Raw genomic sequence first — 22,528 nt, forward strand, 5'->3', positions numbered from 1 at the left:
ATGTCTGCGCGGCAGGTGGCGGGGAGGTTGGGGCCGAAGATCGGTTCGGCATCGATGACGTCACTAGCCTGAACACCAGCGGGGGTGGAGCCCTCACCGACGGCAGGGGTGTCGGCCTCCTCGACGACAGAGGCGTCCATGGCATCAGCGGACTCGCCCACGGCAGCACCAGTGCCGGCAGCATCGGCGGCAGAGGTGTCGACGGCATCAGCGGACTCGCCGACGGCTGCATCGTCGGCTGAGTCGGACGTGTCGTGGGCAGGGGTGGTCGTCTTATCGATGGCGGGGATGTTGACGGTAATCGCGTCGGCAGGCTTGTCCGTCCTGTCGGCGGCAAGTGCCGGCTCGAGTCGCACATCACGGCACTCGACAGCGGTGGGCTGCGTGCCGGGGTGGGCGATGGTCGGCGTTCCGGTAGTGCTGCGCGTGGTGTTGTTGGTGGCAGGGGTGTTCGACCCGTCGGTGATGGGGCCGAGGTCTTCTTCCGGGATGAGGGTGTAGTTGCGGGGGTCGAGGAAGGGGGTTTTGTTGAGCTTCTTGCTCTTGCGGTACGCCATGGTTGCCGGACCTCCTTAGGAGTGGGTCGAACGTTTGTTGGACGCCACTGTATGGGGGCTTGTGGGGTGTTGTCGAGGGTTTTGGGCAACTTTTTTGACGTTGTGGATAACCGAAGGGTTTTTCGAGCTGGTTGTGGATAACTTTGGGGTGTTTTGGTGGTGGTTCCTGGGGTGTGGTGTATGGGGGTGTGACGTTTGTGGGGTGGTGTGCTGGTCGTGTGGGTGTGTGTGGGGTGTGACGTTTGGGGTGGGATGCGGGGGTGTTTATCTGTCGCTTGATTTGATGGTGTTGTTTTTCTTTCTTCGGGAGGGGTCTTCCGGGCCCGTGGAATCATGAGTGGTTTTGCATGTGTGGGGTTGCGGGTGTGCGTGTGCGGTGTCTTGTCGCGGTGTTGTGCGGGCATAGAAAAAGGGGGTCGGGGCACCTGGTGTGGTGCCCCGACCCCCTTTCGTGTGGGGTGGCGGGTATTTAGCTTTGCCCGGCAAGCGCCACGGCGTAGCGGGCGATCGCGAGCTCCTCGTTGGTCGGGATGACGAACACCTTGACCTGGGAATCGTCGGCGGAAATTTCTCGCGTGCCCGTGTTGGGCTGGGCGTTACGCTCCGGGTCGATCTTGATGCCGAAGCCTTCCAGCCCGGCCAGAGCATCGGCGCGCACATCAACAGCGTTTTCGCCGACACCCGCGGTGAAGGTGATGGCGTCGACGCGCCCGAGGGCGATCATGTACGAGCCGATGTAGCGGCGCAGCTGGTGGATGTACACGTTGTACGCCAACCACGCGTCCTGGTCTTCGGCGTCGATGCGGGCTTTGATGTCGCGGAAGTCGTTGACCCCGCACAGGCCTTTGACACCGGAGTCGCGGTTAAGCAGCTGATCGATCTCGTCAATGCTCATCCCTGCGCTGCGGTGGAGGTGGAAGACGATACCGGGGTCAATGTCGCCGGAGCGGGTGCCCATGACGAGGCCGGCGAGCGGCGTCATCCCCATGGTGGTGTCGATGGCCTGCCCGCCGCGGATTGCGGCGGCGGAGGCACCGTTACCCAGGTGGAGGGTGATCTGGTTAACCGCACCCGCCGGCATGTCGAGGAGTTCCGGCACGTGGGAGGACACGTATTCGTGGCTGGTGCCGTGGAATCCGTAGCGACGCACCCCGTGCTGCGCGGCAATGTCCGCGTTGATGGCGTAGAGGGCGGCGGCAGGCGGCATGGAGTGGAAGAAGCCGGTGTCGAAGACGGCGACGTGCGGTACGTCGGGCAGCAGTTCGCGCGCCACCTCAATGCCGTTGATGTTGGCGGGGTTGTGCAGCGGCGCCAGCGGGATGAGGTCCCGAATCATGTCGAGAATTTCATCGGTGATGATCTCCGGCTGGGAGAACAGGATGCCGCCGTGCACGACTCGGTGGCCGACCGCACTGATGTCGACGTCGGCGAGCCCGCACCCATGGTCCGCCATGAGCTGAAACGCCATGTCGAGCCCCACGGAGTGGTCCGGGATGGGGGCCTGCACCTGGTGCTTCTCCCCCTGGTATTTCAGTGTGATGGTGCCCTGCGGTTCCCCGATTTGTTCCACCAGCCCGGACGCGAAGGGTTCGTCAGTGGCATGGGTGGCGGGGTCGACAAGCTGGAACTTGATCGAAGAGGATCCCGAGTTGAGAACGAGGGCGAGGCTCATTTCGCTGCTCCTGCCTGGATGGCGGTGATGGCGACCGTGTTGACGATGTCCGGAACGGTGGCACCGCGCGACAGGTCATTGACGGGCTTGTTGAGGCCTTGCAGGATGGGGCCGACGGCGAGGGCGTGGCCAGTGCGCTGCGCGGTCTTGTAGCCAATGTTGCCGGCTTCCAGGTCGGGGAAGATGAACACTGTCGCCTGGCCGGCGACCTCACTGCCGGGCATCTTCTTGCTCGCCACACCCATGTCGACGGCGGCGTCGAACTGCAGCGGGCCATCCACCTTCAGCTCCGGGTCGAGGCTGCGGGCGTGGGCGACTGCGGCGGCCGCGCGCTCCACATCGGGGCCGGCACCGGAGGTGCCGGTGGAGTACGACAGCATCGCAACCTTCGGGTCGATACCGAACTGGGCGGCGGTTTTCGCCGACACGACGGCAATCTCACCCAACTGCTCTGCCGTCGGGTTGGGGTTGACGGCACAGTCACCGAAGGCCCACAGGCGGCCACGCATCACCATGAGGAAGATGGAGGACACCACGGACGCGCCCGGCGCGGTCTTGATGATCTGGAACGACGGCTTGATGGTGTGCGCGGTGGTGTGCGCCGCCCCGGACACCATGCCGTCGGCCAGGCCGTTGTGGATCATCATGGTGGCGTAGTAGGAAATGTCCCGCATCGTCTCCCGGGCCTGCTCCAGGGTCACGCCCTTGGCTTTGCGGAGTTCGGCGAACTGGGCGGCGAATTCTTCGCGCTGCGGGTCAGTCTCCGGGTCCTTGAGGTGGGCGGCGGAGATATCCAGCCCCAGCTCTGCGGCGCGGGCCTGCATGGACTCCGGGTTGCCGAGGATCGTCAACTCGCAAATACCCTGCGCGAGCAACTGGTCGGCGGCCTGCAGGATGCGATCGTCATCGCCTTCGGGGAGCACGATGTGCGCCTGGTAGTCCTTCGCCTGCTTGAGCAGCCAGTGCTCAAACAGGTCTGCGTTCATCACCGGCGCCACCCCGGCAGCATTCCGCTCAATCTGGGCGCGAATGGCCTCACTATCACCCTCGTTGATGTCGGCGACGTGGAAATGCCCGGCGACCGTGGCCCCGAGTTCTTCGGCGTGCAGGTACGACAGTTCCACCCGGTAGTCGCCCACGTCTTCGCGGGTGTGCACGAGGAATACCAGCGGCACCCCGAGCGCGGCCGCCGCCTTCGAATCGAAGTCCAGGGATCCCGTGCCCTGCAGCAGCACCGGCCCGTCCGCCAGCGGTTCGGAGGCAATGATGGCGGCCAGCGTCGGCTCACCCGTCACGAGGGGCCGGTGCGCCAGCCCCAGGCGTCGGGCGAAGTCGACGACGTCGACTCCTTCGCAGGTGCGTCCGATGGATGTGAACAGAACGGAGGGCGCGGAGGCAGTCACGTAGTGTCCTTTCAAGTGTGTGGGGCCCACGGTGCGTGGCACCCCCAACAGGGGGTGTGTGTCATGGGCCGCGCCAGCTGGGCGTGCGTGATTCAACGCATAATCCTACCGTGTTGCATCCACCCCCGGCACCGCATTCGGGGGTGGATGGCCTCACATCACCGGGCGATGCACCGTCGGGATCGTGATGGTGGGCTCGGCAGGGAACGGCGGCCGCGCAGACGTCGTCGGCGCCACGCTGGTCGCCACCGGCGGTTGGGGATGCGCGGCAGGTGCCGACGGTGCCGCGGGCGCGGCCGGTGGGGTGGAGCTCCCACCGCCGAACAGCAACGCAAGCACCGCCGCAATCGCCACGGCGACGCCGCCGGCGACGCGCAGCAGCAGGTCCGCATCGACCCCGGGGAGTGCGGGAAGGGATGCGCCGAAAGTGGTGTGCATACAACAAGCCCCCTTATCTGTCAGGACTGCGTCAGTAGTTCCCCTCCCATGGAAGCAGGCAACCCCACCCGCGGCAAGGGTGTTGTTCGCCCCACCCACCCCCACCGCGAGTGCAGCTAGACTAAGATGACCCTATTTGTTCCTGCCGTGTCTGCACGCCCCGGATAGCCAGGTGCGCGCACACCCGTGTGTTGTAAGGATTCCTTGTTTTATGTCTCGTCCCTTGCGCGTTGCTGTCATCGGCGCCGGCCCCGCCGGCATCTACGCCTCTGACCTGCTGATGAAGTCGGACACTCCCGTCGAGATTGATCTCTACGAGCGGATGCCCGCCCCGTTCGGCCTGATCCGCTACGGTGTGGCCCCCGACCACCCGCGCATTAAGGGCATCGTCAATGCGCTGCACAAGGTGATGGAGAAGGAGGAGCTGCGTCTCCTCGGCAACATCGCTGTCGGCGAGGATGTCACCGTGGAGGAGCTGCGTCAGTTCTATGACGCGGTGGTGTTCTCCACGGGCGCGACCGGCGACCGCGATCTCGACATTCCGGGCGCGGACCTTGAGGGCTCCTATGGCGCGGCGGAGTTCGTGGGCTTCTACGACGGCAACCCGGACTTCAAGCGGGACTGGGATCTGTCGGCGGAGAAGGTCGCCGTCGTGGGTGTCGGCAACGTGGGCCTGGATGTGGCCCGCATCCTCGCGAAGACGGGCGAGGAGCTCCACGTCACGGAGATCCCGGACAATGTGTACGAGGTGCTGAAGACGAACAAGGCCACCGAGGTGCACGTCTTCGGCCGCCGTGGCCCCGCCCAGGCGAAGTTCACTCCCCTGGAGCTCAAGGAGCTGGACCACTCCCCCACCATTGAGGTGGTCGTCAACCCGGAGGATATTGACTACGACGAGGCCTCCGAGGCCGCCCGCCGCGAGTCGAAGACCCAGGACCTGGTGTGTTCCACCCTGGAGCAGTACGCGATCCGCGACCCGAAGGGCGCGCCCCACAAGCTGTTCATTCACTTCTTCGAGTCCCCGGTGGAGATCCTCGGGGAGGACGGCAAGGTGGTGGGCCTGAAGACGGAGCGCACCGAGCTCGACGGCACCGGCAACGTGCGCGGCACCGGCCAGTTCACCACCTGGCCTGTCGGCGCGGTGTACCGCGCGGTCGGCTACCGCTCCGACGCCGTCAACGATGTGCCCTTCGATGACGAAGCTGCCGTCATCCCCAACGATGGTGGCCACGTGCTCGACGCCCCGGGCGGGCAGATCGTGCCGGGCCTGTACACCACCGGCTGGATTAAGCGCGGCCCCGTCGGCCTCATCGGCAACACGAAGGGCGACGCGAAGGAAACCATCGAGATGCTGCTCGCCGACTACGCGGCAGGTGCCCTCGACGCGCCCGCACGCCCCGCCAAGGAGGACGTGATCACCTTCCTGGAGGACAAGGGCCTGGCGTACACCACGTGGAATGGGTGGCACCAGCTCGATGCGGAGGAGCGTCGCCTCGGCGAGGCGGAGGGCCGCGAGCGGAAGAAGATCGTCGAGTGGGACGAGATGGTCAAGCACTCCCGCGCCTAACCCGCCACCACCCCACCCCACGCACCGTGATGAGAGTCACGGGCGTGGGGTGGGGTTGTTTTTGGCGATATTTCCCGCCAGCGGCTTGGTGATTGGCCGCCCGGTGGTTTACGTTGACCCGCTATGTCTTACTTTTTTGCGGTGTCCCCGCTGTCCGCACTCTCCGCGCTGGAGGTGCACAACCTGTACAAGCTCCGCGTCGACGTGTTCGTGCACGAGCAGCGCTGCCCCTACGCCGAGATCGACGACATTGATGCGCTCGACTCGACGGCCCACATGCAGGCCTTCGACAGCAACAAGGTGCTGCGCGGCACGGCCCGCGTCTACGCGGTGGATACGGCCACGTTCGCCCGCGAGTGCGGCCTGGAGTCGGTGCCGACGGACTCTGCCCAGGTGGCGGAGATCGGGCGGGTGTGCGTCGACCTGGAGTCCCGCAACACGGGATTGGGGAAGGAACTCATGGAGCAGGCGCTGCGCCTGGCGGAGGAAACCTACCCGGGCCTGCCGATCGTGATCACTGCCCAGGCGCACCTGGGTGACTTCTACTCCCAGTTCGGTTTCACCCGCATCGGGGAGGACTTCGACTGGGATGGCATCATGCACACCCCGATGCTGCGGGCCGCAGCTTAGGCTGCGCGCGCAGGCAGCCGCAGTTCGGCGTCGCAGGAGGCGACGACGCGCGGCGAGTGGGTGGCGATGATGACGGTGCCGCCGAGGCGCCGCAGGATGCCGAGCACCAGGTCCTCGTTCGCCGTGTCGAGGGAGCCCGTCGGCTCGTCCGCGAGGATGAGCGGCGGGTTTTTCACAATGAGCCGCGCGAGCGCCACCCGCTGTTGTTCCCCTCCGGAGAGCACCCCGGCGAGTTCTGTCCCCCGCCGCGCCAACCCGACCTGGGTGAGTGCCTCCTCAATTTCCCAGGCTGCGACTTTCCTGCGGGCGAGGCCCACGTTGGCGGCGACGGTGTCCCCGCCGACGAGCCCATAGTCTTGGAACAGCCAGCCGGCGACATCCCGGCGGAAGATGCGACCCCGCCGGCCGTGGGGCCCGGGGTGGGGGCGCCCGTCGACGCGGATGGTGCCGGTGCCCTCCAGGAGGCCACCGATGAGGCCCAAGAGGGTGGATTTCCCGCAGCCGCTCGGCCCGGTGATGGCGGTGAGCCCCGGGGTGATGGTGGCGGTGATGTCCCGCAGGATCCACGTGTCGTGGAGGCGGTAGCCTACGGCCTCAAGGTCGATGTCCATGGCTTCTCCTTCAGTGCGCGCAGCCGCAGCACCGTGGCCACGCACCCGATCGCCGCGGCGATCGGTACGGTGACCCAGCTGCTGGTGGCGTCCATGTCGTGTGCCCAGGCGGGCAGGGGTGGCAGCTGCTGCGCGGCGGCATGAATCACCGGCACCAGCAGCACAATCATCAGGGTGGTTTCCTCCAGCAGGGGGCGGCTGTGGGTGCGCCACCAAGGCCAGCCGCAGGCATGCCGGATGCGCGCGCGTTCCCGGCGGCGGCTGCCCTGCGCCACGCCGAGGAGGATGGCGGCGAGCAACAGGCCGCCGGTGGCGGCAGCCACCTGCATGACGGCGATATCCCGCTCGGCGCGCCGCGCCGCCGCCGTGTCACGGAACTGCTTGTCGACGCTGTAGACAGCGCCGCTCACCGGCGTGCCGCCGGCACTACGCAGCACGGCATAGGCGTCCGCTTCGTGGCGGAACGTCAGCTGCCCGGAGCTCAGTGCCGCGCTGATCTCCCGGTCGGGCACGTCCTGCAGGCTGGGGTCGTGCACGATGAGCACTGGGTTGTCGATAGGTAGTGCGGCGCCGGCGGTGCGGGGCGGCACCCGGGGTACCACCCGGCGGGGATCGGTGGCCTCGTCATAGATCCGCACCTCATAGTCGGGGTATTTCTCCCCGACCGAGGCTGCGTGCGCGGCCGCGCGGGACGGCACCCACACCACGTGGGAAGGGGTGCCCGTTGTGCTCACGATCGCCGGCCCGTTCGGGGTGCGCTGCCACTCCGCCACCCCGCCCAGGGCCGCCAGGTCGATGTCCTTGCCGCGGATCTCCTTGGCCAGGAGTTCGTGATAGCCCTTCGGCCCGCCGGCAAGCGTCACCGCATAGCCGGGGTGCTCCGGGAGAATATAAGGGACAACCTGGCTCTGGGCGCGCGCCGCCGCGGGCAGGAGCAACCCCACAGCCACGGTCAACACGAGCCGCAGCGCGATCGCCCCGCGGCGGACGAGACGCTCCGGAACATCACCGCCCATGGCGGCCCGCACCCGCCCCGGGGTCACCCTCGCAACACCGAGCACGACTCCGAGAGCCACAGCAGCTGCCGCCACGGCACCAATCACCGCGGCACGAAGGGGAAACAGTTCCAGGGGGCGCGCGCCCGCCGCGGCGAGCACCACCCCGGCAGTCACCACGCCGCCGAACAGCGCCACGACGGGCGCAGGGTGAACAAAGAGCTGACTTCGGCGGCCGCCGCCCGCGACCACGACGGCGACTGCCCGCGCCCACGCCCGGGCGTATGCCGCCCCCGCCAACAGCGCCAGGCTCAGCAGCAGCGCAAAAAACGTGATGGAGGTTCCGCCCCACCATTCCACCGCCGGCGGCAGCCGATGCACCTGTGCTTCATAGCCGGCGCCGCTGAGCACCTCGGCGATCTCCGCGAGCACGGCACCCCCACCGTCCTCCGGGTGCCCGCGGTAGGCCCAAAAGCCAAACAGGTTGTTCGCCGCCTCGACGGGGGTGTGCTCATAGCGCAGCCCGGGGGTGAAGCCCCCGTCCGGCAACCGAGAGGGATCACCGGCGTAGGTGATGTCTTGGTTGCCGGAGTCTCCGTCGGCCGCGGTGCGAACCCGCACCAAGGTGACCTCCGGGTGGGCCGCGGCGATGCGCTGCAGACCAGCCACCGCCTGGGCGTCATCCGGCAGCCGATCCCCCGACATGGCGTGGACGACCCCGTGCTGGACGACATAGAAGGAGTTACTCCGTTCCATGCCGGCGATCTGCAGCGCGGCAACCCCACCGGCGAGAAGGCCCACCACCCACAGCAGCAGGCTCAGCTGACGAATCACTCGCATCTCTTGGCCTGCCTTCCTGGCTTTTTTCGCCGCGTGGCCGCCAGGTTAGATTCGCCTGACCTGCTACGTCAAGGGGTGGCACCCCCGCGCCTCCCCCTAGTCGACTTCGTGGGCGACGATCGCTGCGGCGGCTTCTGCCGCCCGGGCGCGGGCGGTGTCGGTGTCTTCGGCGGTGGCGAGCGCCACCCCCATGCGGCGGCGGCTGAAGCATTCGGGCTTGCCGAAGAGTCGGACTTCCACCTCCGGCAGGGCGAGCGCTTCAGCTAATCCCGTGTAGGTCACGTCGGCGGCGTCGACGCCGCCGTAGATGACGGCGCTCGCACCGGGGGAGGTGAGGGTGACGTCGATGGGCAGCCCGAGGATGGCGCGGACGTGGAGTTCGAATTCGGAGAAGCGTTGCGTCGCCATCGTCACCATGCCGGTGTCGTGGGGGCGGGGGGACACTTCGGAGAAGTACACGTCATCGCCGTGGATGAACAGTTCGACGCCGAACACGCCGCGCCCGCCGAGGGCGCCTGTGATGCGGGCGGCCACACTGCGCGCGGTGTCGAGGGCAGTGGCGCTCATCGCCATGGGCTGCCAGCTTTCCACGTAGTCGCCGCCGGACTGGCGGTGGCCGATCGGCTCGCAGAACCAGGTGGCGGGCTTACCGGTCGCAGGATCAATGGACCGGACTGCCAGGAGCGTGATTTCGTAGTCGAAGTCGATGAAGCGCTCCACGATGACTTTCTCGGCGGCGACGCGGCCGCCGGCGAGGGCGTGCTCCCAGGCGGGCACAATGTCGGCTTCGTCCCGCACCACCGACTGCCCCTTCCCCGAGGAGCTCATCACGGGCTTCACGACGCAGGGGTACCCCATCTGGCCGACGGCGATTTCGAACTCCTCGAAGGTGGAGGCAAAGGCGTAGGCGGAGGTCGGCAGCCCGAGTTCTTCGGCCGCGAGCCGGCGAATGCCCTCCCGGTTCATCGTCAGTTTCGTGGCGTGCGCCGTCGGCACCACGGTGAAGCCCTCCTCCTCAAGCTCGGCGAGGGCGGAGGTGGCGATCGCCTCAATTTCGGGGACGATGAGGTCGGGGCGGATTTTTTCCACCAGGGAGCGCAACGCCGCCGGGTCCGACATGTCGAGGGTGTAGGCGTAGTGGGCGACCTGCTGGGCGGGGGCGTTGTCGTAGCGGTCGGCGGCGTGGACTTCCACGCCGAGCCGCTGGCAGGCGATCGCGACTTCTTTGCCGAGTTCCCCCGATCCCAGCAGCAGCACCTTCGTGGCTGAGGGGTTCAGGGGCGTACCAAGAGCAGCGGGGGTGAACATGGAGCCAACTTTACCGCCTGCAGCGGGCGCGGTCTGCGTGTTTGCTGCGCGGGCGCGCGAGCGGTGTGGGGCTGTACCATCAGACTATGGCTTACCACGCAGACTCATCCGACCTTGAGGTCAAGGAAATTCTCACCTGGGATGGCTTCGGTGCCGCATCCCGCGAGCTGGCGCAGCAGATCGCGGACTCCGGTTTCGAGCCCGACATCATCATCGCGGTGGCCCGCGGCGGCCTGCTGCCCGCCGGCGCCCTCGGCTACGCCATGGGGGTGAAGCTGTCCGACGCGATCAATGTGGAGTTCTACACCGACGTCGAGGAAACCCTCCCGGACCCGGTGCTGCTGGAGCCGCTGCTGGACGTCAATTCGATCCGCGGCAAGAAGCTGCTCGTCGTCGACGATGTGGCCGATTCCGGCCGCACCCTGGCGCTGGTGCTGGAGCTGCTGAGCAAGGAGGGTGCGTCGTGTAAGTCGGCGGTCCTGTACGCGAAGTCCCGTTCGGAGATCGACCCGGATTATGTGTGGAAGCGCACCGACGAGTGGATTGTGTTCCCCTGGTCGGCGGAGCCGCCGGTGACCGCCAACTAGGCACCCCCTTCACTCACCGTGAGGTCAAGCCCCCGCACCTTGTCGTGCGGGGGCTTTTCCCACCCCCGTACTTCAATCGGCCACACAAAGGCCATACTTTCTATAGGCTGTTCATCATGCACCCATATCTTTCGCCCCTCGCCCCAGAGCCCACCACACCCGCGATCGCGATCCGCAACCTCACGAAGGTGTTCGGTGAGCACCGCGCCGTCGATGACTTGAGCATGGATGTGCCGCGGGGCAGTTTCTACGGCGTGGTCGGGCCCAATGGTGCGGGCAAGACGACCACCATCACGATGGCGACGGGTTTGCTGCGGCCAACCCAGGGGCAGGCGTGGATTGCCGGCCACCCCGTGTGGAGCGACCGCGATGCCAGCGCCCAGGCGAAGGCCGCCTACGGGCTGTTGGCGGATGGGCTGCCGGTGTTCGATCGCTTGTCGGCGATGGAGTACCTCACCTACCTGGGGTTGCTGCGCGGCATGGACGAGGCGACGATTTCTTCCCGCGCCCGGGGGCTTCTGGCGGCGTTGGATTTGCCGACGGACAATAAGCTCATCGTCGACTATTCGGCGGGTATGACGAAGAAGATTCTCCTGGCGGGTGCGATGCTGCACCGCCCGGAGGTGCTGATCTTGGATGAGCCTTTTGAGGCCGTCGACCCGGTCAGCGCCCGCCATATTCGGCAGCTGTTGCACGCCTACCGGGATGCGGGCGGCACGGTGGTCATGAGTTCCCACGTCATGGAGCTCGTGGAGGGCTTGTGCGATCATGTGGCGATCATCGCCCAGGGCCAGGTGCTGTCGGCGGGCACGATTGATGAGGTGCGGCAGGGTCGCGCCCTCGACGACGTCTTCGTCGATCTCATTGGTGCCGGGGACCTCGATGATGGGGCCTTGGGCTGGCTGGGCGACATGGGGGCACACCGTGACTGACATGCATTCGTCTGCGGCGGAGACCGCGCACGCCGCGGAGACCATCGCCGCACAGCTTGCCCCGACACCCGCTGCGGCGCCGGCGGGACCGAAGTCGGTAACCCGCACGATCCTGGCGCTGCACCGCCGCCTGTGGCGGCACAGTATGCGGGGCGCGACCGCCACCATCGTGCAGTTGGTGTTCATGCTGATGTACTCGCTGCCAATCGCTGCGGGTGCAGCCCTCTACCTTGCGGTCAGCGAGCTGGCCGCCCCGGAGGCGTTCATCGCGGCACCGGCCCTCGGTGTGCTCATGTTTTGGCTGTTTGCCGGCATCATGCCGTCGACGGAGTTCCAGATCCAGCCGGAGAAGTTCGCCACGCTTCCCATCTCCCCTGCGGCACTGGGCCGCGGCATGGCGGTGGCGACGCTGCTGCAGCTGCGGTCCGGGATCGCGATGCTCTGCACGCTCATCACCATCATTGGTGGCAGCGTGGGGCTCGCGCTCAACGGGCAGGGCTGGTGGGTGCCCGCGTGGGTGCTGACAAATGTGGGCGCCTGCGGGCTGGCGATCCTGGGCGCGGAGGCGATTGCGCAGACCGCGAACCTGGCGACGAACCGGAAGTCGAAGGAACGCCGCGGCATGATCGCCACGATCGCGTTTTTGGGGGTGTGGTTCGCGTTCAGCATGGTGACCAACGGCAACCTGCTGGGCGATTGGGTGTTCACCTTCGGCCGCTATGCGGCACTCACCCCCTTCGGCGCGCTCACGGGTATTGTGCCGGCGATCATCATGGGCCAGTGGTGGCTCGCCGCGGGTGCCGCCATCATCGCCGTCGCCACGGTGGTGTTCCTGTGGTGGCTGTGGGTGCGCTCCTTCCGCACCGCGCTCGCGGAGCCGACGGCGAATGATGTGGACACCTCGGCCCGCTCCGATTCGGACACCATCCTCCTGCGCGGCCAGTCCGCCACCCCGGGTGGTGCCCTGCGCAGCCGCGTGTGGCGCTACGCCCGGCGGGACACCCGCCTGTCGCAGTCGCTCATCGTCATGCCGGTGCTGGCCACGGGCTTCGTCGCGATGGGCCTGGTGATGGAGGATTCCCCCATGCCCTATGTGGCGGGCTTCTTCCTCGCGATGGCGGTCGGCACCCTCATGATCAACGCCCTGGGTTTGGATGGCCCGGCGAACTGGATTCACATCAGCTGCGGGGTGCCGCCGCGGGTGCTGCTGCGCAACTATGTGGTGGCGTACTCCTCCCTCATGGCGCCGCTCGTGCCGGTGTTCCTGCTGGCGTTGTACTTCGTTGACCCGGACTCGCAGTTCCTGCCCTACGTGGTGGTGGTCATGCCGGCGATGTGCCTGAGCAACCTGGCGGTGTCGGTGGTGTTGTGCGTGTACAACCCGTACCCGACGGCGCGGCCCGGCACCCCGGCGATGAAGGATCGTTCGCAGCAGTCCGGTGGCGCGTTCATTTCCGCCTTCGCGGGGTTGGGTGGCGGCGCGTTGCCGCTGCTGCCGGGCGTCATCGTCATGGTGCTGTGGAACTTCACCGCCGGCGCGGTGCTCACACTGCTCATCGGGGCAGGCCTGCTGTGGGGCGGGTTGCGCCTGGCGGGCCGCCGCTTGGACACCCACTGGCCGGAAGTCTTCGCGAAGGTCAACGCCTACGTGTAGCACTTCTTCCCCCCTTTTCATGCGTTCACCCCCGCCCCATGGTTCATGGGGCGGGGGTGAGTGCGTGACAAGGGGTGGTGTTAGTTGTCCATGACGTCGTGGCGGACGATCGTCTGGTCGCGGCCGGGGCCGACACCAATGTAGGAGATCCGGCAGCCGGACATGCGCTCCAGGAAGAGCACGTAGTCCTGCGCCTTCTGCGGCAGCTCCTCGAAGGTGGTGCAGCCGGTGATGTCCTCGTCCCACGCCGGCATCGTCTCGTAGATGGGGGTGGCGTGGTGGAACTCGGACTGGGTCAGCGGCATCTCATCGTGGCGCACACCATCAACGTCGTAGGCGACGCAGACGGGGATTTCCCCGATGCCGGTGAGCACGTCGAGCTTGGTGAGGAACAGGTCGGTGAAGCCGTTGACGCGGGAGGCGTAGCGGGCGATGACGGAGTCGTACCAGCCGCAGCGGCGCTTCCGGCCGGTGTTCACGCCGACCTCACCGCCGGTGGTTTGCAGGAACTCGCCCCACTTGTCGAACAGTTCCGTGGGGAACGGGCCGGCACCGACGCGGGTGGTGTAGGCCTTGATGATGCCGAGGGAGGAGGTGATCTTCGTCGGGCCGATGCCCGCGCCGACGCAGGCGCCGCCGGCGGTCGGGTTGGAGCTCGTGACGAAGGGGTAGGTGCCGTGGTCGACGTCCAGCATGGTGGCCTGGCCGCCCTCCATGAGGACGTGCTTGCCCTCGTCGAGCGCCTGGTTGAGCACCAGTTCCGCGTCAATGACCATGGGCCGCAGCCGGTCGGCGTAGGACAGGAAGTAGTCCACGATCTCATCGGCGACGATCGCCTTGCGGTTGTACATCTTCACCAGGATCTGGTTCTTGATGTCCAGGGCCGATTCGACCTTCTGCCGCAGGATGGACTCGTCGAAGATGTCCTGGATGCGGATGCCGACGCGGCTGACCTTGTCGGCGTAGGTGGGGCCGATGCCGCGGCCGGTCGTGCCGATGGCACGCTTGCCCAGGAAGCGTTCCTGCACCCGGTCGAGGACCTGGTGGTAGGGGGCGACGACGTGCGCGTTGGCGGAGATTCGCAGGCGGGAGGCGTTCGCGCCGCGGGCTTCCAGGCCGTCGATCTCGTCGAAGAGTGCCTCCAGGTTGATGACGACACCGTTGCCGAGAATCGGGGTGGCGTTCTCGCTGAGGACGCCGGCGGGCAGCAGTTTGAGTTCGTACTTTTCGCCGCCGACGACCACGGTGTGGCCGGCGTTGTTGCCGCCGTTGGGCTTGACGACGTAGTCGACGACACCGCCCAGAATGTCGGTCGCTTTGCCCTTGCCCTCGTCGCCCCACTGGGCGCCGACGATGACGATTGCTGCCATGAGGTTCTCCCTGCCATGGTGTGGAATGAAATCTTTACGGCCAAAGGGAAATCCTACACGCGAAGTACAATCTGCCGGTATGCCCCTTACTCTTGTGGTCCTGCTGTGCGGCGACTTTTCCCTCAGCATTCCGGGTGCGGACACGCACCACCTGGCGGAGGTGCCCAGCCAGCGGGACCTGAAATTCCTTGACGACCTTGCGCGCAGCGTGCTGCCCGAGGACCCGACGCCCACCCTGGAGGAGATTGCCGCCCAGCCGGATGTTCCGGAGCAGGCGGCCCCCCAGCCGGCCCCGCAGGCCCCGTACCTCACGGGTGCGCTGCGGGTCATTGTGGTGGGCACTGATGCGGCCCTGTCGGCGGTGGCCACGAGGATGATGCGCGCCGATACCCCCTGGGTCGAGCTGGCGTACGTGCCGATGGCACCATCGACGGTGGCGGCGACGTGGGGGATCCCGGAGGTGCCCTCCGAGGCGGTGGTGCTGGCCGTGACGGGTGCGGCGCGGCCCACCCCGATGCTGCGGGACGATGCCGGTGTCGTCGTTGTCGGCCAGGCGGAGATCCTCCAGGACGGCCCCGGCCAGCTCACCGGGGAGATCGTCGTCGACAATGAGGTGCTCACCAGCCACCAGGCCACCACAGGCCTGTGGGGCCGCCCGAAGCGGACCGGCCCCCGCGGGGCCCGCATCGTGGCCACCACCACCGCCCCCGGGCTGGTGGGAACCCGCCTGGTGGATGAGGACCTGCGGGCGGATGCGGCCACCATTGTGGCGGGCCGCGCCGCACAGGCCGGTGGCCCCGCCTTGCGGGTGACGGTCGATGGGGTGCCGCGCCCCCGCGCGGTGGAGAAAGTCACCATCTACCGGCACCTGCGCGACCTGCAGGCGGTGCGCCCCTAGCTGCCGGCCACCTCCGGGGGCAGTGCGGGGTGTTCACTGGTGGGCTTCAGCGCGGCCTGCGCACTCCGGCGGGACATGCCGCAGATTTGCAGCATGTCGACGATGATGGAGCGCGTCTGCCCGAGGATGACCTGGGCGCTCAACACGCGCCCTTCGGCGAGTTCCAGCCCGGAGCGGGCGGCGAGCGACTTCAGTTCCCGCACCAGCTGGGGGATTTCGTCGTTGGCGCTCGTGTCCCCGGTGCCGGCGTAGAGGTGCGCGAGCCTATCGGCGACCGCCGCGAGGCGCTGGATGACGTGGAGCTGTTCCTCACTGACCTCGTCGTGGTCTTGGGCCAGCACTTCCGCGCGGCGCGCCAGCACCCGGGTGTTGCGCATCGCGTTGTCGACGGGGTTGAGGATCCGCACCAGGGAGTTGAGTTTGTGGCGCTGCCGCCACAGCAGCGGGGACACGGCGAGGGATTCTTTGCCTTCCTTCGCCGCGGCGATCATCGCGTTGATCGCCCCCTGGGACCCGCGGGCCTCGTTGAGCGCACTGTGGATGAGTTCGGGCTGTCCCTCCCGCAGGCCGCCGGCGACGGTGCCGAGGGTTTTGGAGGTGAGGAACAAAATGTTCGACACTTCCTGCCGCCCTGCCTTCAGCGGGCTTGAGGGCAGCAGGGCGATGACGATGACGCCGACGAGGCCGCCGACGAAGGCATCGAGCATGCGGCCCGCGCCGCCGTGGGTGCCGGGCGGCATGATCGTCGCGATGAGCACCGCGCCGAGGGCCGCCTGGGTGGCCAACAGCACGCCCTTCTCCACGAAGACGGCCCCCATGAGGGAGAGGATCACGAGGACGGGCATTTGCCACCAGCCGGTGCCGAAGTGGCCGACGAAGAGGTCGCCGATGCCCACGCCGATGGACACGCCGAGGTTGAGTTCAAAGGCGCGGCGCAGCCTGTCCCCTCCGGTGAGCCCCAGCACGATGACGACGGCCATCGGGGCGAAGAAGGGCTGGTCGTGGCCGAAGAGGTTTTGTGCCGCCCAGTAGGCAATGCCGGCGGCGACGCCGGCCTGCAGGATGGGGAACATGGAGCTTTTCAGCCGCAGCAGGCGGGTGGTGAGCATCTCGTGCCCACGGTGGGTGAAGGGGGAGGAAAACATCGCGAAGCACCAAAGGGAACGAAGCGTCGGGTAGATGCAGACACGCACACCCCCGGCCCAGGAACCACGGGGCGGGGGTGTGCGAAGACTTGGGGGAATAGCGGCAGGTGGCCGGGAAAAGGGCTGCGCCCTGCCGCGGGGAGGTGTTACTTCGTCAGGGTGGTGCCGACGGAGTGCAGGTCGGTGCAGGCTTCGACGATGCGCTCAGCCATGCCGGCCTCCGCGAGCTTCATGTAGGAGCGCGGGTCGTAGGCCTTCTTGTTACCGACCTCGCCGTCGACCTTGAGGACGCCGTCGTAGTTGGTGAACATGTGGCCGACGATCGGGCGGGAGAACGCGTACTGGGTGTCGGTGTCCACGTTCATCTTGACGACACCGTAGCGCAGGGCCTCCTCGATCTTCTCCTTCTCGGAGCCGGAGCCGCCGTGGAAGACGAAGTCGAAGGGCATTGCGCCCTCGTCGAGGCCGGCCTTCTTCGCGGCGACCTTCTGGCCCTCGAGGAGCACCTCGGGGCGGAGCTTGACGTTGCCCGGCTTGTAGACGCCGTGGACGTTGCCGAAGGTGGCGGCCAGCAGGTAGCGGCCGTTCTCGCCGAGGCCGATCGCGTCGACGGTCTTCTCGAAGTCCTCCGGGGAGGTGTACAGCTGGGCGCCAGCCTTGGCCTCCACGCCGTCCTCCTCGCCGCCGACGACGCCGATCTCCAGCTCGAGGATGATGTTGGCGGCCTTAGCCTTCGCCAGCAGCTCCTGGGCGATCTCGAGGTTCTCGTCGATCGGGATGGCGGAGCCGTCCCACATGTGGGACTGGAACAGGGGCAGCTCGCCGCGGTCGACGCGCTCCTGGGAGATGGCCAGCAGCGGGCGGACGTAGGTGTCCAGCTTCTCCTTCTGGCAGTGGTCGGTGTGCAGCGCGATGTTGACGTTGTAGTTCTTGGCTGCCTCGTGAGCGAACGCGGCCAGCGCGGTTGCGCCCTTGACCATGTTCTTCACGTTCAGACCGGAGCCGAACTCAGCGCCACCGGTGGAGAACTGGATGATGCCGTCAGACTCGGCGTCAGCGAAGCCCTTGAGGGCGGCGTTAATGGTCTCGGAGGAGGTGCAGTTGATGGCCGGAAGAGCGTAGCCGTTCTTCTTGGCCTTGGTCAGCATCTCGGCGTAGACCTCAGGAGTTGCGATGGGCATGAGTTAAGACCTCCAAAAGGGGACGAACAATCTGCCCTTCATTATGCCCCGGACAGTGCCCGCTTGCGTGTCCGATTGCACCCGTTTGCACCCCATGGACATGCCCGACTAAAAATCTGCCATGTGACAGGGTGGCGTGACCTGCACCTTTGAGCGCCATCCCATGGCGGAAAAGCCAACGTGAGTTACGCCACGCACACCCCGGGTACGCCGCCTAGGGCACAGCACGCGTGTCGCGCACCCGGCCGGAACCCGCCCCATTCAGGCTAAGATGCCTACTCATGAACCCCGCGTGCGTTGCCGACTGTATGACCATGGCCTTGGGCCCGCAGTGGATGGACCCCACGTACCTGCTCAGCGGGTCGGGTCCGTTCGGCGATTTCATCCTGCCGGCCGTCTTCACCATCGTCTTCATCGAGTCCGGCCTGCTGTTCCCCCTCCTGCCTGGCGACAGTCTGCTGTTCACCGCCGGCATGTTCTCCTCCCAGCCGGACCCCTTCGCCCCGCTGTGGCAGCTGCTCATCTTCCTGCCCTTGGCGAGTTTCTTGGGCGACCAGTGCGGCTACTGGATTGGCCGGAAGTTCGGGGAGCACCTGAAGTCCCGCCCGGACGGCAAGATCTTCAAGAAGGAGTACTTGGACGAGTCGCACGCCTTCTTTGAAAAGCACGGCCCGATCACGGTGATCATCTGCCGTTTCGTGCCGATCGTGCGCACCTACGCCCCGCTCGTCGCCGGCATGAGCCGCATGGATTACCGGGTGTTCCTGCCGTTCTCCGTCACGGGTGCCATCCTGTGGGGTGCGGGCGTGACGACCCTGGGCCACTACTTGGGCCAGTACCAGGTCGTTGCGGACAACATTGAGATCATCTTCATCGGCATCGTGTTGGTGTCGATCCTGCCGGGCGTCTTCGGCGCGATCAAGGGCCGCCAGAAGGCCAAGGCCGCGAAGTAGCCCCACCGGCCACGCACTCCCCGGGTTGCCCCCGGGGAGTTTCTTTTTCTCCCCCTTTTATCCCCCATGCTGAATTCTTCCTCCCGCAGCTGGATCCTCGTCGCCTGTTTCTTCCTGGCGGCGGTGTGTTCCTCCATGACCTCGGTCGCGATCTCCGTCCACTTCGCCGATCGCAACGAGGGCGCGCTCGTCGTCACGGGCACCCTTCTCGGCAGTGCACTCGCGCAGATTTTCCTCGGCCCCCTCCTCGCGCCCCTGTTCTACCGCTACCCCGCCCGCACCCTCGGCAGCATCGCCGCATTCGCCGATGTCGGAATCCTGGGGGTGCTGCTGGCCGTACCTTCTCCCCCGGTGCTCATCGCCGGCGCGGTCGCCTCCGCCGCGACGAGCACCCTGGTCATCCCCGCGATCTACACCACGGTGCAGCAGGCCCACCCCGGGGAAGACGCCGACGCGGTCCTGTTCGCCCGCCTGGACACCGCCCGCCTCACCGGCAGCCTGCTGGGCCCCCTCCTCGGCGGCTGGCTCGCCCAGACCGCGGGCTTAAGCGCTGCCTTCGCCGCGGAGATCGCCGCCTCCCTCCTGGTGGCCGCGGGCTTCGCCCTGCAAGCCCGCACGTCCCCCACCGACCCCCTGGCCGCAGCAGACAGCTTCACCGCCCGCCTGGTGCGCGCCCCACGGCTGCTGCTGCGCAACCCCGCCTGCCGGGAAGCGCTGGGCTCAATGTGGGCGGCGATCGTATTCACCTCGATCTTCAACGTGGCGCTCGTGTTCTTCGCCGTCGACACACTCCACGCCGGCGGGCTCGGCTACGCACTACTCCTGCAGGCCTTCGTCATCGGCCGCCTCCTCGGCAGCCGCCTGGGCGGGCGCGTGCCCGCACCCCGGGCGCTGGGGTGGCTGGTGGCCGCAGGAGTGCTCATGGGCGGCGGACTCGCCGTGGCAGGTCTCGCCGCCCACCTTCTCGTCGCAATCGCCTGCTTCACCCTCTGCGGGGTGTGCAACGCCGTCCAGGTGGCAGCGCTGCGCCTCATCGTGGTCGGCGCGGTACCCGAGTCCACCCGGGCGCACGCGCTGTCGACGATGGGCACGGTCAACACGACCGCGATGCTCGCGGGCTACGTCGTCGGCGCCCCGGTGGTGCACACCCTGGGCGCCCGCACGGCACTCATCGTGGCAGGTGTCGGTACGGCCGCCGTCATGCTGCTCGGGGTGGGTGTGCGGCGGCTGCGCCGCTACTTCGTGTAGCCGGCCGCCGCGACCCGGGCCGCCGCCTCGAGCAGCATCCAGCCGGACAGCTGCACGGAGAGATCCCGCTCGGGGATGGCGCTGCCCGTAATCGAGCCTGCCGTGCTGTGGCCCACCGCCCCGGAGTTCTGCGGCAGCCGCGCCTCCGTGGTCCAGTCGGAGGAAAACACCGGCAGGCCGTCGACTTCGAGGCGGTTGTTCCACACCGCGTCCGCGCTGGCGAGCACCAGCCGCGCCGCGATCTTCTTCGTCGCCTTATTCAGCCGGGAATCGTCGGGCAGCTGCACCGCCACGTCGGCGAGATAGCGCGCCAAAATGCCCTTAAACAGGCCCCCATCGCCGCCCGTCGTCGGCCAATCGATGACACCGGCGGGGGTGGCCATGTCTTTCGCAACGGCGTGCACCAGGTCCCGCAGGCGGGTGACGTAGCGCAGCACATCATCCGCCTTCGCCGCATCCGCCGCATCACTCAAGTCCGTGATCCCGGAGTGCTCCCGCAGGCGGTTGGAAATCTCCAAGCAGGCGCCCATCATCACGCCCTGGCAGTAGGGGTGGACGTCCTTGACGACGTCGGGGCCGTGCATCCGCATCCGCACCCCATCCATCACCAAACCCCGGTGGTCCAGCAGGTGATCGAACACCCAGTCCGTGATCGCCATCGACTGGTCCAGCCGGCCCGTGCGGGCCATCATGATGGCCGCCGGCCCATTGGTCGGCACGTTGTAAAAGGTCTCATTGCTGCGCCACGGCAGCACCCCGGTCAACCCATCCTTGCCGGAGATGATGTCGAGCTCCAGGTCGCGGATACGGCCCGGGGTGCGCAGCTTCTTCACCCGGCCCACCCGGCCGCCCGCCAACGCCAGCCACGCCTTGTCGTCAAAGTAACGGTTCGCGGACAATCCCCGCAGGTTCCGCAGGCGAATACCACGCAGCGTGTTGTTAATGATCCGCACCCGGGCAGCCGTCGTGCGCCGCGCCGCCGCATCAACCAGGCAGTCCAGGTAGTGGGCCTGCCACCAGTAGTGCCAGCGGAAAAACGCCCGATCTTTCGCCGTCGGCGGCCACGACACCACCGCGAGGTTGGTGCGCGGGATCCCCCACACGCGGGAGGAGTGCCGCTCGTTAATTGCCGCCTCCGCGAGGTCGGCCCGGTGCGCCCATTTCTCAGCCACGTTGCCACACATACTTTCGCGAAAAGTTAAATAAACCTGATCCCTTGGGGTGTCCACCATCTGCTGGTGCCCTGAGCATCCACCCTAGCGGGTGGCCGCCACCGGCACCTACCAGGCCTGGTGCAGGTCGGCGTGCTGCCGAATCCACGTGTGCATCGCAATGCCCGCCGCCACCCCGACATTGATGCTGCGGGTGGACCCGAACTGGGCGATGCTGCACGTCATGCGGGCCGCCTGCTGCGCGTCCGCGCTCACGCCGGGGCCTTCCTGCCCGAAGAGCAGCAGGCAGCGGGCGGGCAGTGCCGCGGTTTCCAGGGGCACACTGCCCGGGGTGTTATCGATCGCGACGACCTCCAGGTCGTGGTCCCTGGCCCACGCGTGGAGGTCCGCCACGGTGGCGTGGTGCAGCAGGTGCTGGTAGCGGTCGGTCACCATCGCGCCGCGCCGGTTCCAGCGCCGGCGGCCCACAATGTGCACCGTGTCGACGGCGAACGCGTTCGCGGTGCGCACCACCGTGCCAATGTTCGCATCGTTTTCGAAGTTCTCGATCGCGATGTGCAGCCCGTGCCGGCGGGTGTCGATGTCCGCGACGATGGCCTCGCGGGTCCAATAGCGGTAGGCGTCGACAACGTTGCGGCGGTCGCCCTCGGCGAGGAGTTCCGGGTCGAAGCGGGGGTCGGTGGGCAGCGGCTCATCGGGGTGTTCCTCCACCCAGGGGCCCACGCCCTGCCGGGCGGGGAACCACTCGGTGGGGCCCCGCAGAGCGGGCGGTACGAAGGGAGACTCCCCCATTAGGCGAGGTCGAGGTCGCCCAAGCCGAGAAGGTAGCGGTACTCCAGCCCCTCCGCGGCAATGACGTCGCCGGCACCCGTCGCGCGGTCCACGACGGTGGCGACACCGACGACCTCCGCGCCGGCCTCCCGCAGGGCGGCCACCGCCGTGAGCGGCGAGTTGCCCGTGGTGGTGGTGTCCTCCACGACGAGGACCCGCTTGCCTTCCACATCGGTGCCCTCAATGCGGCGCTGCATGCCGTGCTTCTTCGCCTCCTTGCGCACCACGAACGCATCGATGGGGCGGCCCGGGGCGTGCATGATGGCGGTGGCGACAGGGTCGGCGCCCAACGTCAACCCGCCGACGGCGTCGAAGTCCCAGTCGGCGGTGAGTTCCCGCAGCAGCTTGCCGATGAGCGGGGAGGCCTCGTGCTGCAGGGTCGCGCGCCGCAGGTCCACGTAGTAGTCGGCCTCCTTCCCGGAACTCAACGTCACCTTGCCGTGCACCACGGCAAGGTCCTTGACCAGTTCGGCGAGACGGGCACGGTCACTCACAGCAGGCTCCTTGAAGCAACAGATAACAACGTGAAACAAAGG

At 67.3% G+C, this 22,528-nt stretch carries 21 protein-coding genes; 8 read left to right on the forward strand and 13 right to left on the reverse strand.

Translation table 11 applies throughout. The annotated features are described in order from the left end of the window. The 4 genes from C1Y63_RS03860 to C1Y63_RS03875 form a co-directional block, all read right to left on the reverse strand. A partial coding sequence (locus C1Y63_RS03860; RefSeq protein ID WP_369831015.1) for a hypothetical protein occupies window positions 1-557 on the reverse strand: 557 nt, incomplete at its 3' end. Window positions 558-1,026: 469 nt separating this feature from the next. Continuing rightward, entirely contained in the window at window positions 1,027-2,229 is a 1,203-nt protein-coding gene (locus C1Y63_RS03865; RefSeq protein WP_106015157.1) for an acetate kinase, read from the reverse strand. Next, a complete protein-coding gene (gene pta / locus C1Y63_RS03870; protein WP_106015158.1) occupies window positions 2,226-3,632 on the reverse strand; it encodes a phosphate acetyltransferase in 1,407 nt (468 codons plus the stop codon). The genes C1Y63_RS03865 and pta overlap by 4 nt, the downstream gene beginning before the upstream one ends. A 153-nt stretch (window positions 3,633-3,785) precedes the next feature. Continuing rightward, the gene (locus C1Y63_RS03875; RefSeq protein ID WP_106015159.1) at window positions 3,786-4,070 is read right to left on the reverse strand and encodes a hypothetical protein; all 285 of its coding nucleotides are present in this window, start codon (window positions 4,068-4,070) and stop codon (window positions 3,786-3,788) included. Window positions 4,071-4,281: 211 nt separating this feature from the next. On the opposite strand from C1Y63_RS03875, the gene C1Y63_RS03880 reads away from it, so the two are divergent. Further along, window positions 4,282-5,637 (forward strand): FAD-dependent oxidoreductase, encoded by a 1,356-nt coding sequence (locus C1Y63_RS03880; protein ID WP_106015160.1) that lies wholly within the window; start codon window positions 4,282-4,284, stop codon window positions 5,635-5,637. Between the two features lie 123 nt (window positions 5,638-5,760). Beyond that, window positions 5,761-6,267 (forward strand): GNAT family N-acetyltransferase, encoded by a 507-nt coding sequence (locus C1Y63_RS03885; RefSeq protein ID WP_106015161.1) that lies wholly within the window; start codon window positions 5,761-5,763, stop codon window positions 6,265-6,267. Here C1Y63_RS03885 and C1Y63_RS03890 read toward each other — a convergent pair. The 3 genes from C1Y63_RS03890 to purT form a co-directional block, all read right to left on the reverse strand. Next, window positions 6,264-6,878, reverse strand: coding sequence for an ATP-binding cassette domain-containing protein (locus C1Y63_RS03890; protein WP_106015162.1), 615 nt, complete (start codon window positions 6,876-6,878; stop codon window positions 6,264-6,266). The two genes, C1Y63_RS03885 and C1Y63_RS03890, sit on opposite strands and share 4 nt — an antisense overlap. Next, the gene (locus tag C1Y63_RS03895) at window positions 6,854-8,713 is read right to left on the reverse strand and encodes a hypothetical protein (protein ID WP_146128851.1); all 1,860 of its coding nucleotides are present in this window, start codon (window positions 8,711-8,713) and stop codon (window positions 6,854-6,856) included. The genes C1Y63_RS03890 and C1Y63_RS03895 overlap by 25 nt, the downstream gene beginning before the upstream one ends. A 96-nt stretch (window positions 8,714-8,809) precedes the next feature. Then, complete coding sequence (gene purT / locus C1Y63_RS03900) at window positions 8,810-10,021, reverse strand: formate-dependent phosphoribosylglycinamide formyltransferase (RefSeq protein WP_106015164.1); 1,212 nt, start codon at window positions 10,019-10,021, stop codon at window positions 8,810-8,812. Window positions 10,022-10,107: 86 nt separating this feature from the next. Here purT and C1Y63_RS03905 point away from each other — a divergent pair, with 86 nt between their 5' ends. The 3 genes from C1Y63_RS03905 to C1Y63_RS03915 all read left to right on the forward strand — a co-directional run bounded on the left by C1Y63_RS03905 (window position 10,108) and on the right by C1Y63_RS03915 (window position 13,194). Then, the gene (locus C1Y63_RS03905; RefSeq protein WP_106015165.1) at window positions 10,108-10,608 is read left to right on the forward strand and encodes a phosphoribosyltransferase; all 501 of its coding nucleotides are present in this window, start codon (window positions 10,108-10,110) and stop codon (window positions 10,606-10,608) included. 116 nt (window positions 10,609-10,724) lie between these two features. After that, window positions 10,725-11,540 (forward strand): ABC transporter ATP-binding protein, encoded by an 816-nt coding sequence (locus C1Y63_RS03910; protein ID WP_199189056.1) that lies wholly within the window; start codon window positions 10,725-10,727, stop codon window positions 11,538-11,540. After that, the gene (locus C1Y63_RS03915; protein WP_106015166.1) at window positions 11,533-13,194 is read left to right on the forward strand and encodes a hypothetical protein; all 1,662 of its coding nucleotides are present in this window, start codon (window positions 11,533-11,535) and stop codon (window positions 13,192-13,194) included. Before C1Y63_RS03910 ends, C1Y63_RS03915 begins: the two co-directional genes overlap by 8 nt. Before the next feature lie 80 nt (window positions 13,195-13,274). Here the strand turns inward: C1Y63_RS03915 and C1Y63_RS03920 are convergent, their stop codons facing one another. Then, window positions 13,275-14,564 carry an adenylosuccinate synthase gene (locus C1Y63_RS03920; protein WP_106015167.1) on the reverse strand — a complete coding sequence of 430 codons (1,290 nt, stop codon included), beginning with the start codon at window positions 14,562-14,564 and terminating at the stop codon, window positions 13,275-13,277. A gap of 79 nt (window positions 14,565-14,643) precedes the next feature. On the opposite strand from C1Y63_RS03920, the gene C1Y63_RS03925 reads away from it, so the two are divergent. Further along, the gene (locus tag C1Y63_RS03925; RefSeq protein ID WP_199189057.1) at window positions 14,644-15,462 is read left to right on the forward strand and encodes a hypothetical protein; all 819 of its coding nucleotides are present in this window, start codon (window positions 14,644-14,646) and stop codon (window positions 15,460-15,462) included. On the opposite strand, the gene C1Y63_RS03930 is transcribed toward C1Y63_RS03925, so the two are convergent. Then, a complete protein-coding gene (locus C1Y63_RS03930; RefSeq protein WP_106015168.1) occupies window positions 15,459-16,607 on the reverse strand; it encodes an aromatic acid exporter family protein in 1,149 nt (382 codons plus the stop codon). The two genes, C1Y63_RS03925 and C1Y63_RS03930, sit on opposite strands and share 4 nt — an antisense overlap. Window positions 16,608-16,753: 146 nt before the next feature. Beyond that, on the reverse strand, window positions 16,754-17,788 hold the full coding sequence (fbaA, locus tag C1Y63_RS03935; RefSeq protein WP_106015169.1) for a class II fructose-bisphosphate aldolase: 1,035 nt from the start codon (window positions 17,786-17,788) through the stop codon (window positions 16,754-16,756). A gap of 281 nt (window positions 17,789-18,069) precedes the next feature. Here fbaA and C1Y63_RS03940 point away from each other — a divergent pair, with 281 nt between their 5' ends. Next, on the forward strand, window positions 18,070-18,741 hold the full coding sequence (locus C1Y63_RS03940; protein ID WP_106015170.1) for a DedA family protein: 672 nt from the start codon (window positions 18,070-18,072) through the stop codon (window positions 18,739-18,741). 66 nt (window positions 18,742-18,807) lie between these two features. Beyond that, the gene (locus tag C1Y63_RS03945; RefSeq protein ID WP_106015171.1) at window positions 18,808-19,989 is read left to right on the forward strand and encodes an MFS transporter; all 1,182 of its coding nucleotides are present in this window, start codon (window positions 18,808-18,810) and stop codon (window positions 19,987-19,989) included. Here the strand turns inward: C1Y63_RS03945 and C1Y63_RS03950 are convergent. The 3 genes from C1Y63_RS03950 to pyrE all read right to left on the reverse strand — a co-directional run bounded on the left by C1Y63_RS03950 (window position 19,977) and on the right by pyrE (window position 22,486). Continuing rightward, entirely contained in the window at window positions 19,977-21,161 is a 1,185-nt protein-coding gene (locus tag C1Y63_RS03950) for a glycoside hydrolase family 76 protein (protein ID WP_106015258.1), read from the reverse strand. The genes C1Y63_RS03945 and C1Y63_RS03950 overlap by 13 nt on opposite strands. A gap of 108 nt (window positions 21,162-21,269) precedes the next feature. Beyond that, the gene (locus C1Y63_RS03955; protein WP_106015172.1) at window positions 21,270-21,953 is read right to left on the reverse strand and encodes an RNA methyltransferase; all 684 of its coding nucleotides are present in this window, start codon (window positions 21,951-21,953) and stop codon (window positions 21,270-21,272) included. Further along, window positions 21,953-22,486, reverse strand: coding sequence for an orotate phosphoribosyltransferase (pyrE, locus tag C1Y63_RS03960; protein WP_106015173.1), 534 nt, complete (start codon window positions 22,484-22,486; stop codon window positions 21,953-21,955). Before pyrE ends, C1Y63_RS03955 begins: the two co-directional genes overlap by 1 nt. Window positions 22,487-22,528 lie beyond the last annotated feature (42 nt).

The organism is Corynebacterium sp. 13CS0277, from assembly GCF_002994655.1.
Lineage (GTDB): Bacteria > Actinomycetota > Actinomycetes > Mycobacteriales > Mycobacteriaceae > Corynebacterium.

What these genes read in the sequence shown, in the direction of transcription:
- C1Y63_RS03865 (WP_106015157.1), bottom strand. Translation starts at nt 2,229, where the DNA reads ATGAGCCTCGCCCTCGTTCTCAACTCGGGATCCTCTTCGATCAAGTTC.
- C1Y63_RS03875 (WP_106015159.1), bottom strand. Translation starts at nt 4,070, where the DNA reads ATGCACACCACTTTCGGCGCATCCCTTCCCGCACTCCCCGGGGTCGAT.
- C1Y63_RS03880 (WP_106015160.1), top strand. Translation starts at nt 4,282, where the DNA reads ATGTCTCGTCCCTTGCGCGTTGCTGTCATCGGCGCCGGCCCCGCCGGC.
- C1Y63_RS03885 (WP_106015161.1), top strand. Translation starts at nt 5,761, where the DNA reads ATGTCTTACTTTTTTGCGGTGTCCCCGCTGTCCGCACTCTCCGCGCTG.
- C1Y63_RS03890 (WP_106015162.1), bottom strand. Translation starts at nt 6,878, where the DNA reads ATGGACATCGACCTTGAGGCCGTAGGCTACCGCCTCCACGACACGTGG.
- C1Y63_RS03895 (WP_146128851.1), bottom strand. Translation starts at nt 8,713, where the DNA reads ATGCGAGTGATTCGTCAGCTGAGCCTGCTGCTGTGGGTGGTGGGCCTT.
- purT (WP_106015164.1), bottom strand. Translation starts at nt 10,021, where the DNA reads ATGTTCACCCCCGCTGCTCTTGGTACGCCCCTGAACCCCTCAGCCACG.
- C1Y63_RS03905 (WP_106015165.1), top strand. Translation starts at nt 10,108, where the DNA reads ATGGCTTACCACGCAGACTCATCCGACCTTGAGGTCAAGGAAATTCTC.
- C1Y63_RS03910 (WP_199189056.1), top strand. Translation starts at nt 10,725, where the DNA reads ATGCACCCATATCTTTCGCCCCTCGCCCCAGAGCCCACCACACCCGCG.
- C1Y63_RS03920 (WP_106015167.1), bottom strand. Translation starts at nt 14,564, where the DNA reads ATGGCAGCAATCGTCATCGTCGGCGCCCAGTGGGGCGACGAGGGCAAG.
- C1Y63_RS03925 (WP_199189057.1), top strand. Translation starts at nt 14,644, where the DNA reads ATGCCCCTTACTCTTGTGGTCCTGCTGTGCGGCGACTTTTCCCTCAGC.
- C1Y63_RS03930 (WP_106015168.1), bottom strand. Translation starts at nt 16,607, where the DNA reads ATGTTTTCCTCCCCCTTCACCCACCGTGGGCACGAGATGCTCACCACC.
- fbaA (WP_106015169.1), bottom strand. Translation starts at nt 17,788, where the DNA reads ATGCCCATCGCAACTCCTGAGGTCTACGCCGAGATGCTGACCAAGGCC.
- C1Y63_RS03940 (WP_106015170.1), top strand. Translation starts at nt 18,070, where the DNA reads ATGAACCCCGCGTGCGTTGCCGACTGTATGACCATGGCCTTGGGCCCG.
- C1Y63_RS03945 (WP_106015171.1), top strand. Translation starts at nt 18,808, where the DNA reads ATGCTGAATTCTTCCTCCCGCAGCTGGATCCTCGTCGCCTGTTTCTTC.
- C1Y63_RS03955 (WP_106015172.1), bottom strand. Translation starts at nt 21,953, where the DNA reads ATGGGGGAGTCTCCCTTCGTACCGCCCGCTCTGCGGGGCCCCACCGAG.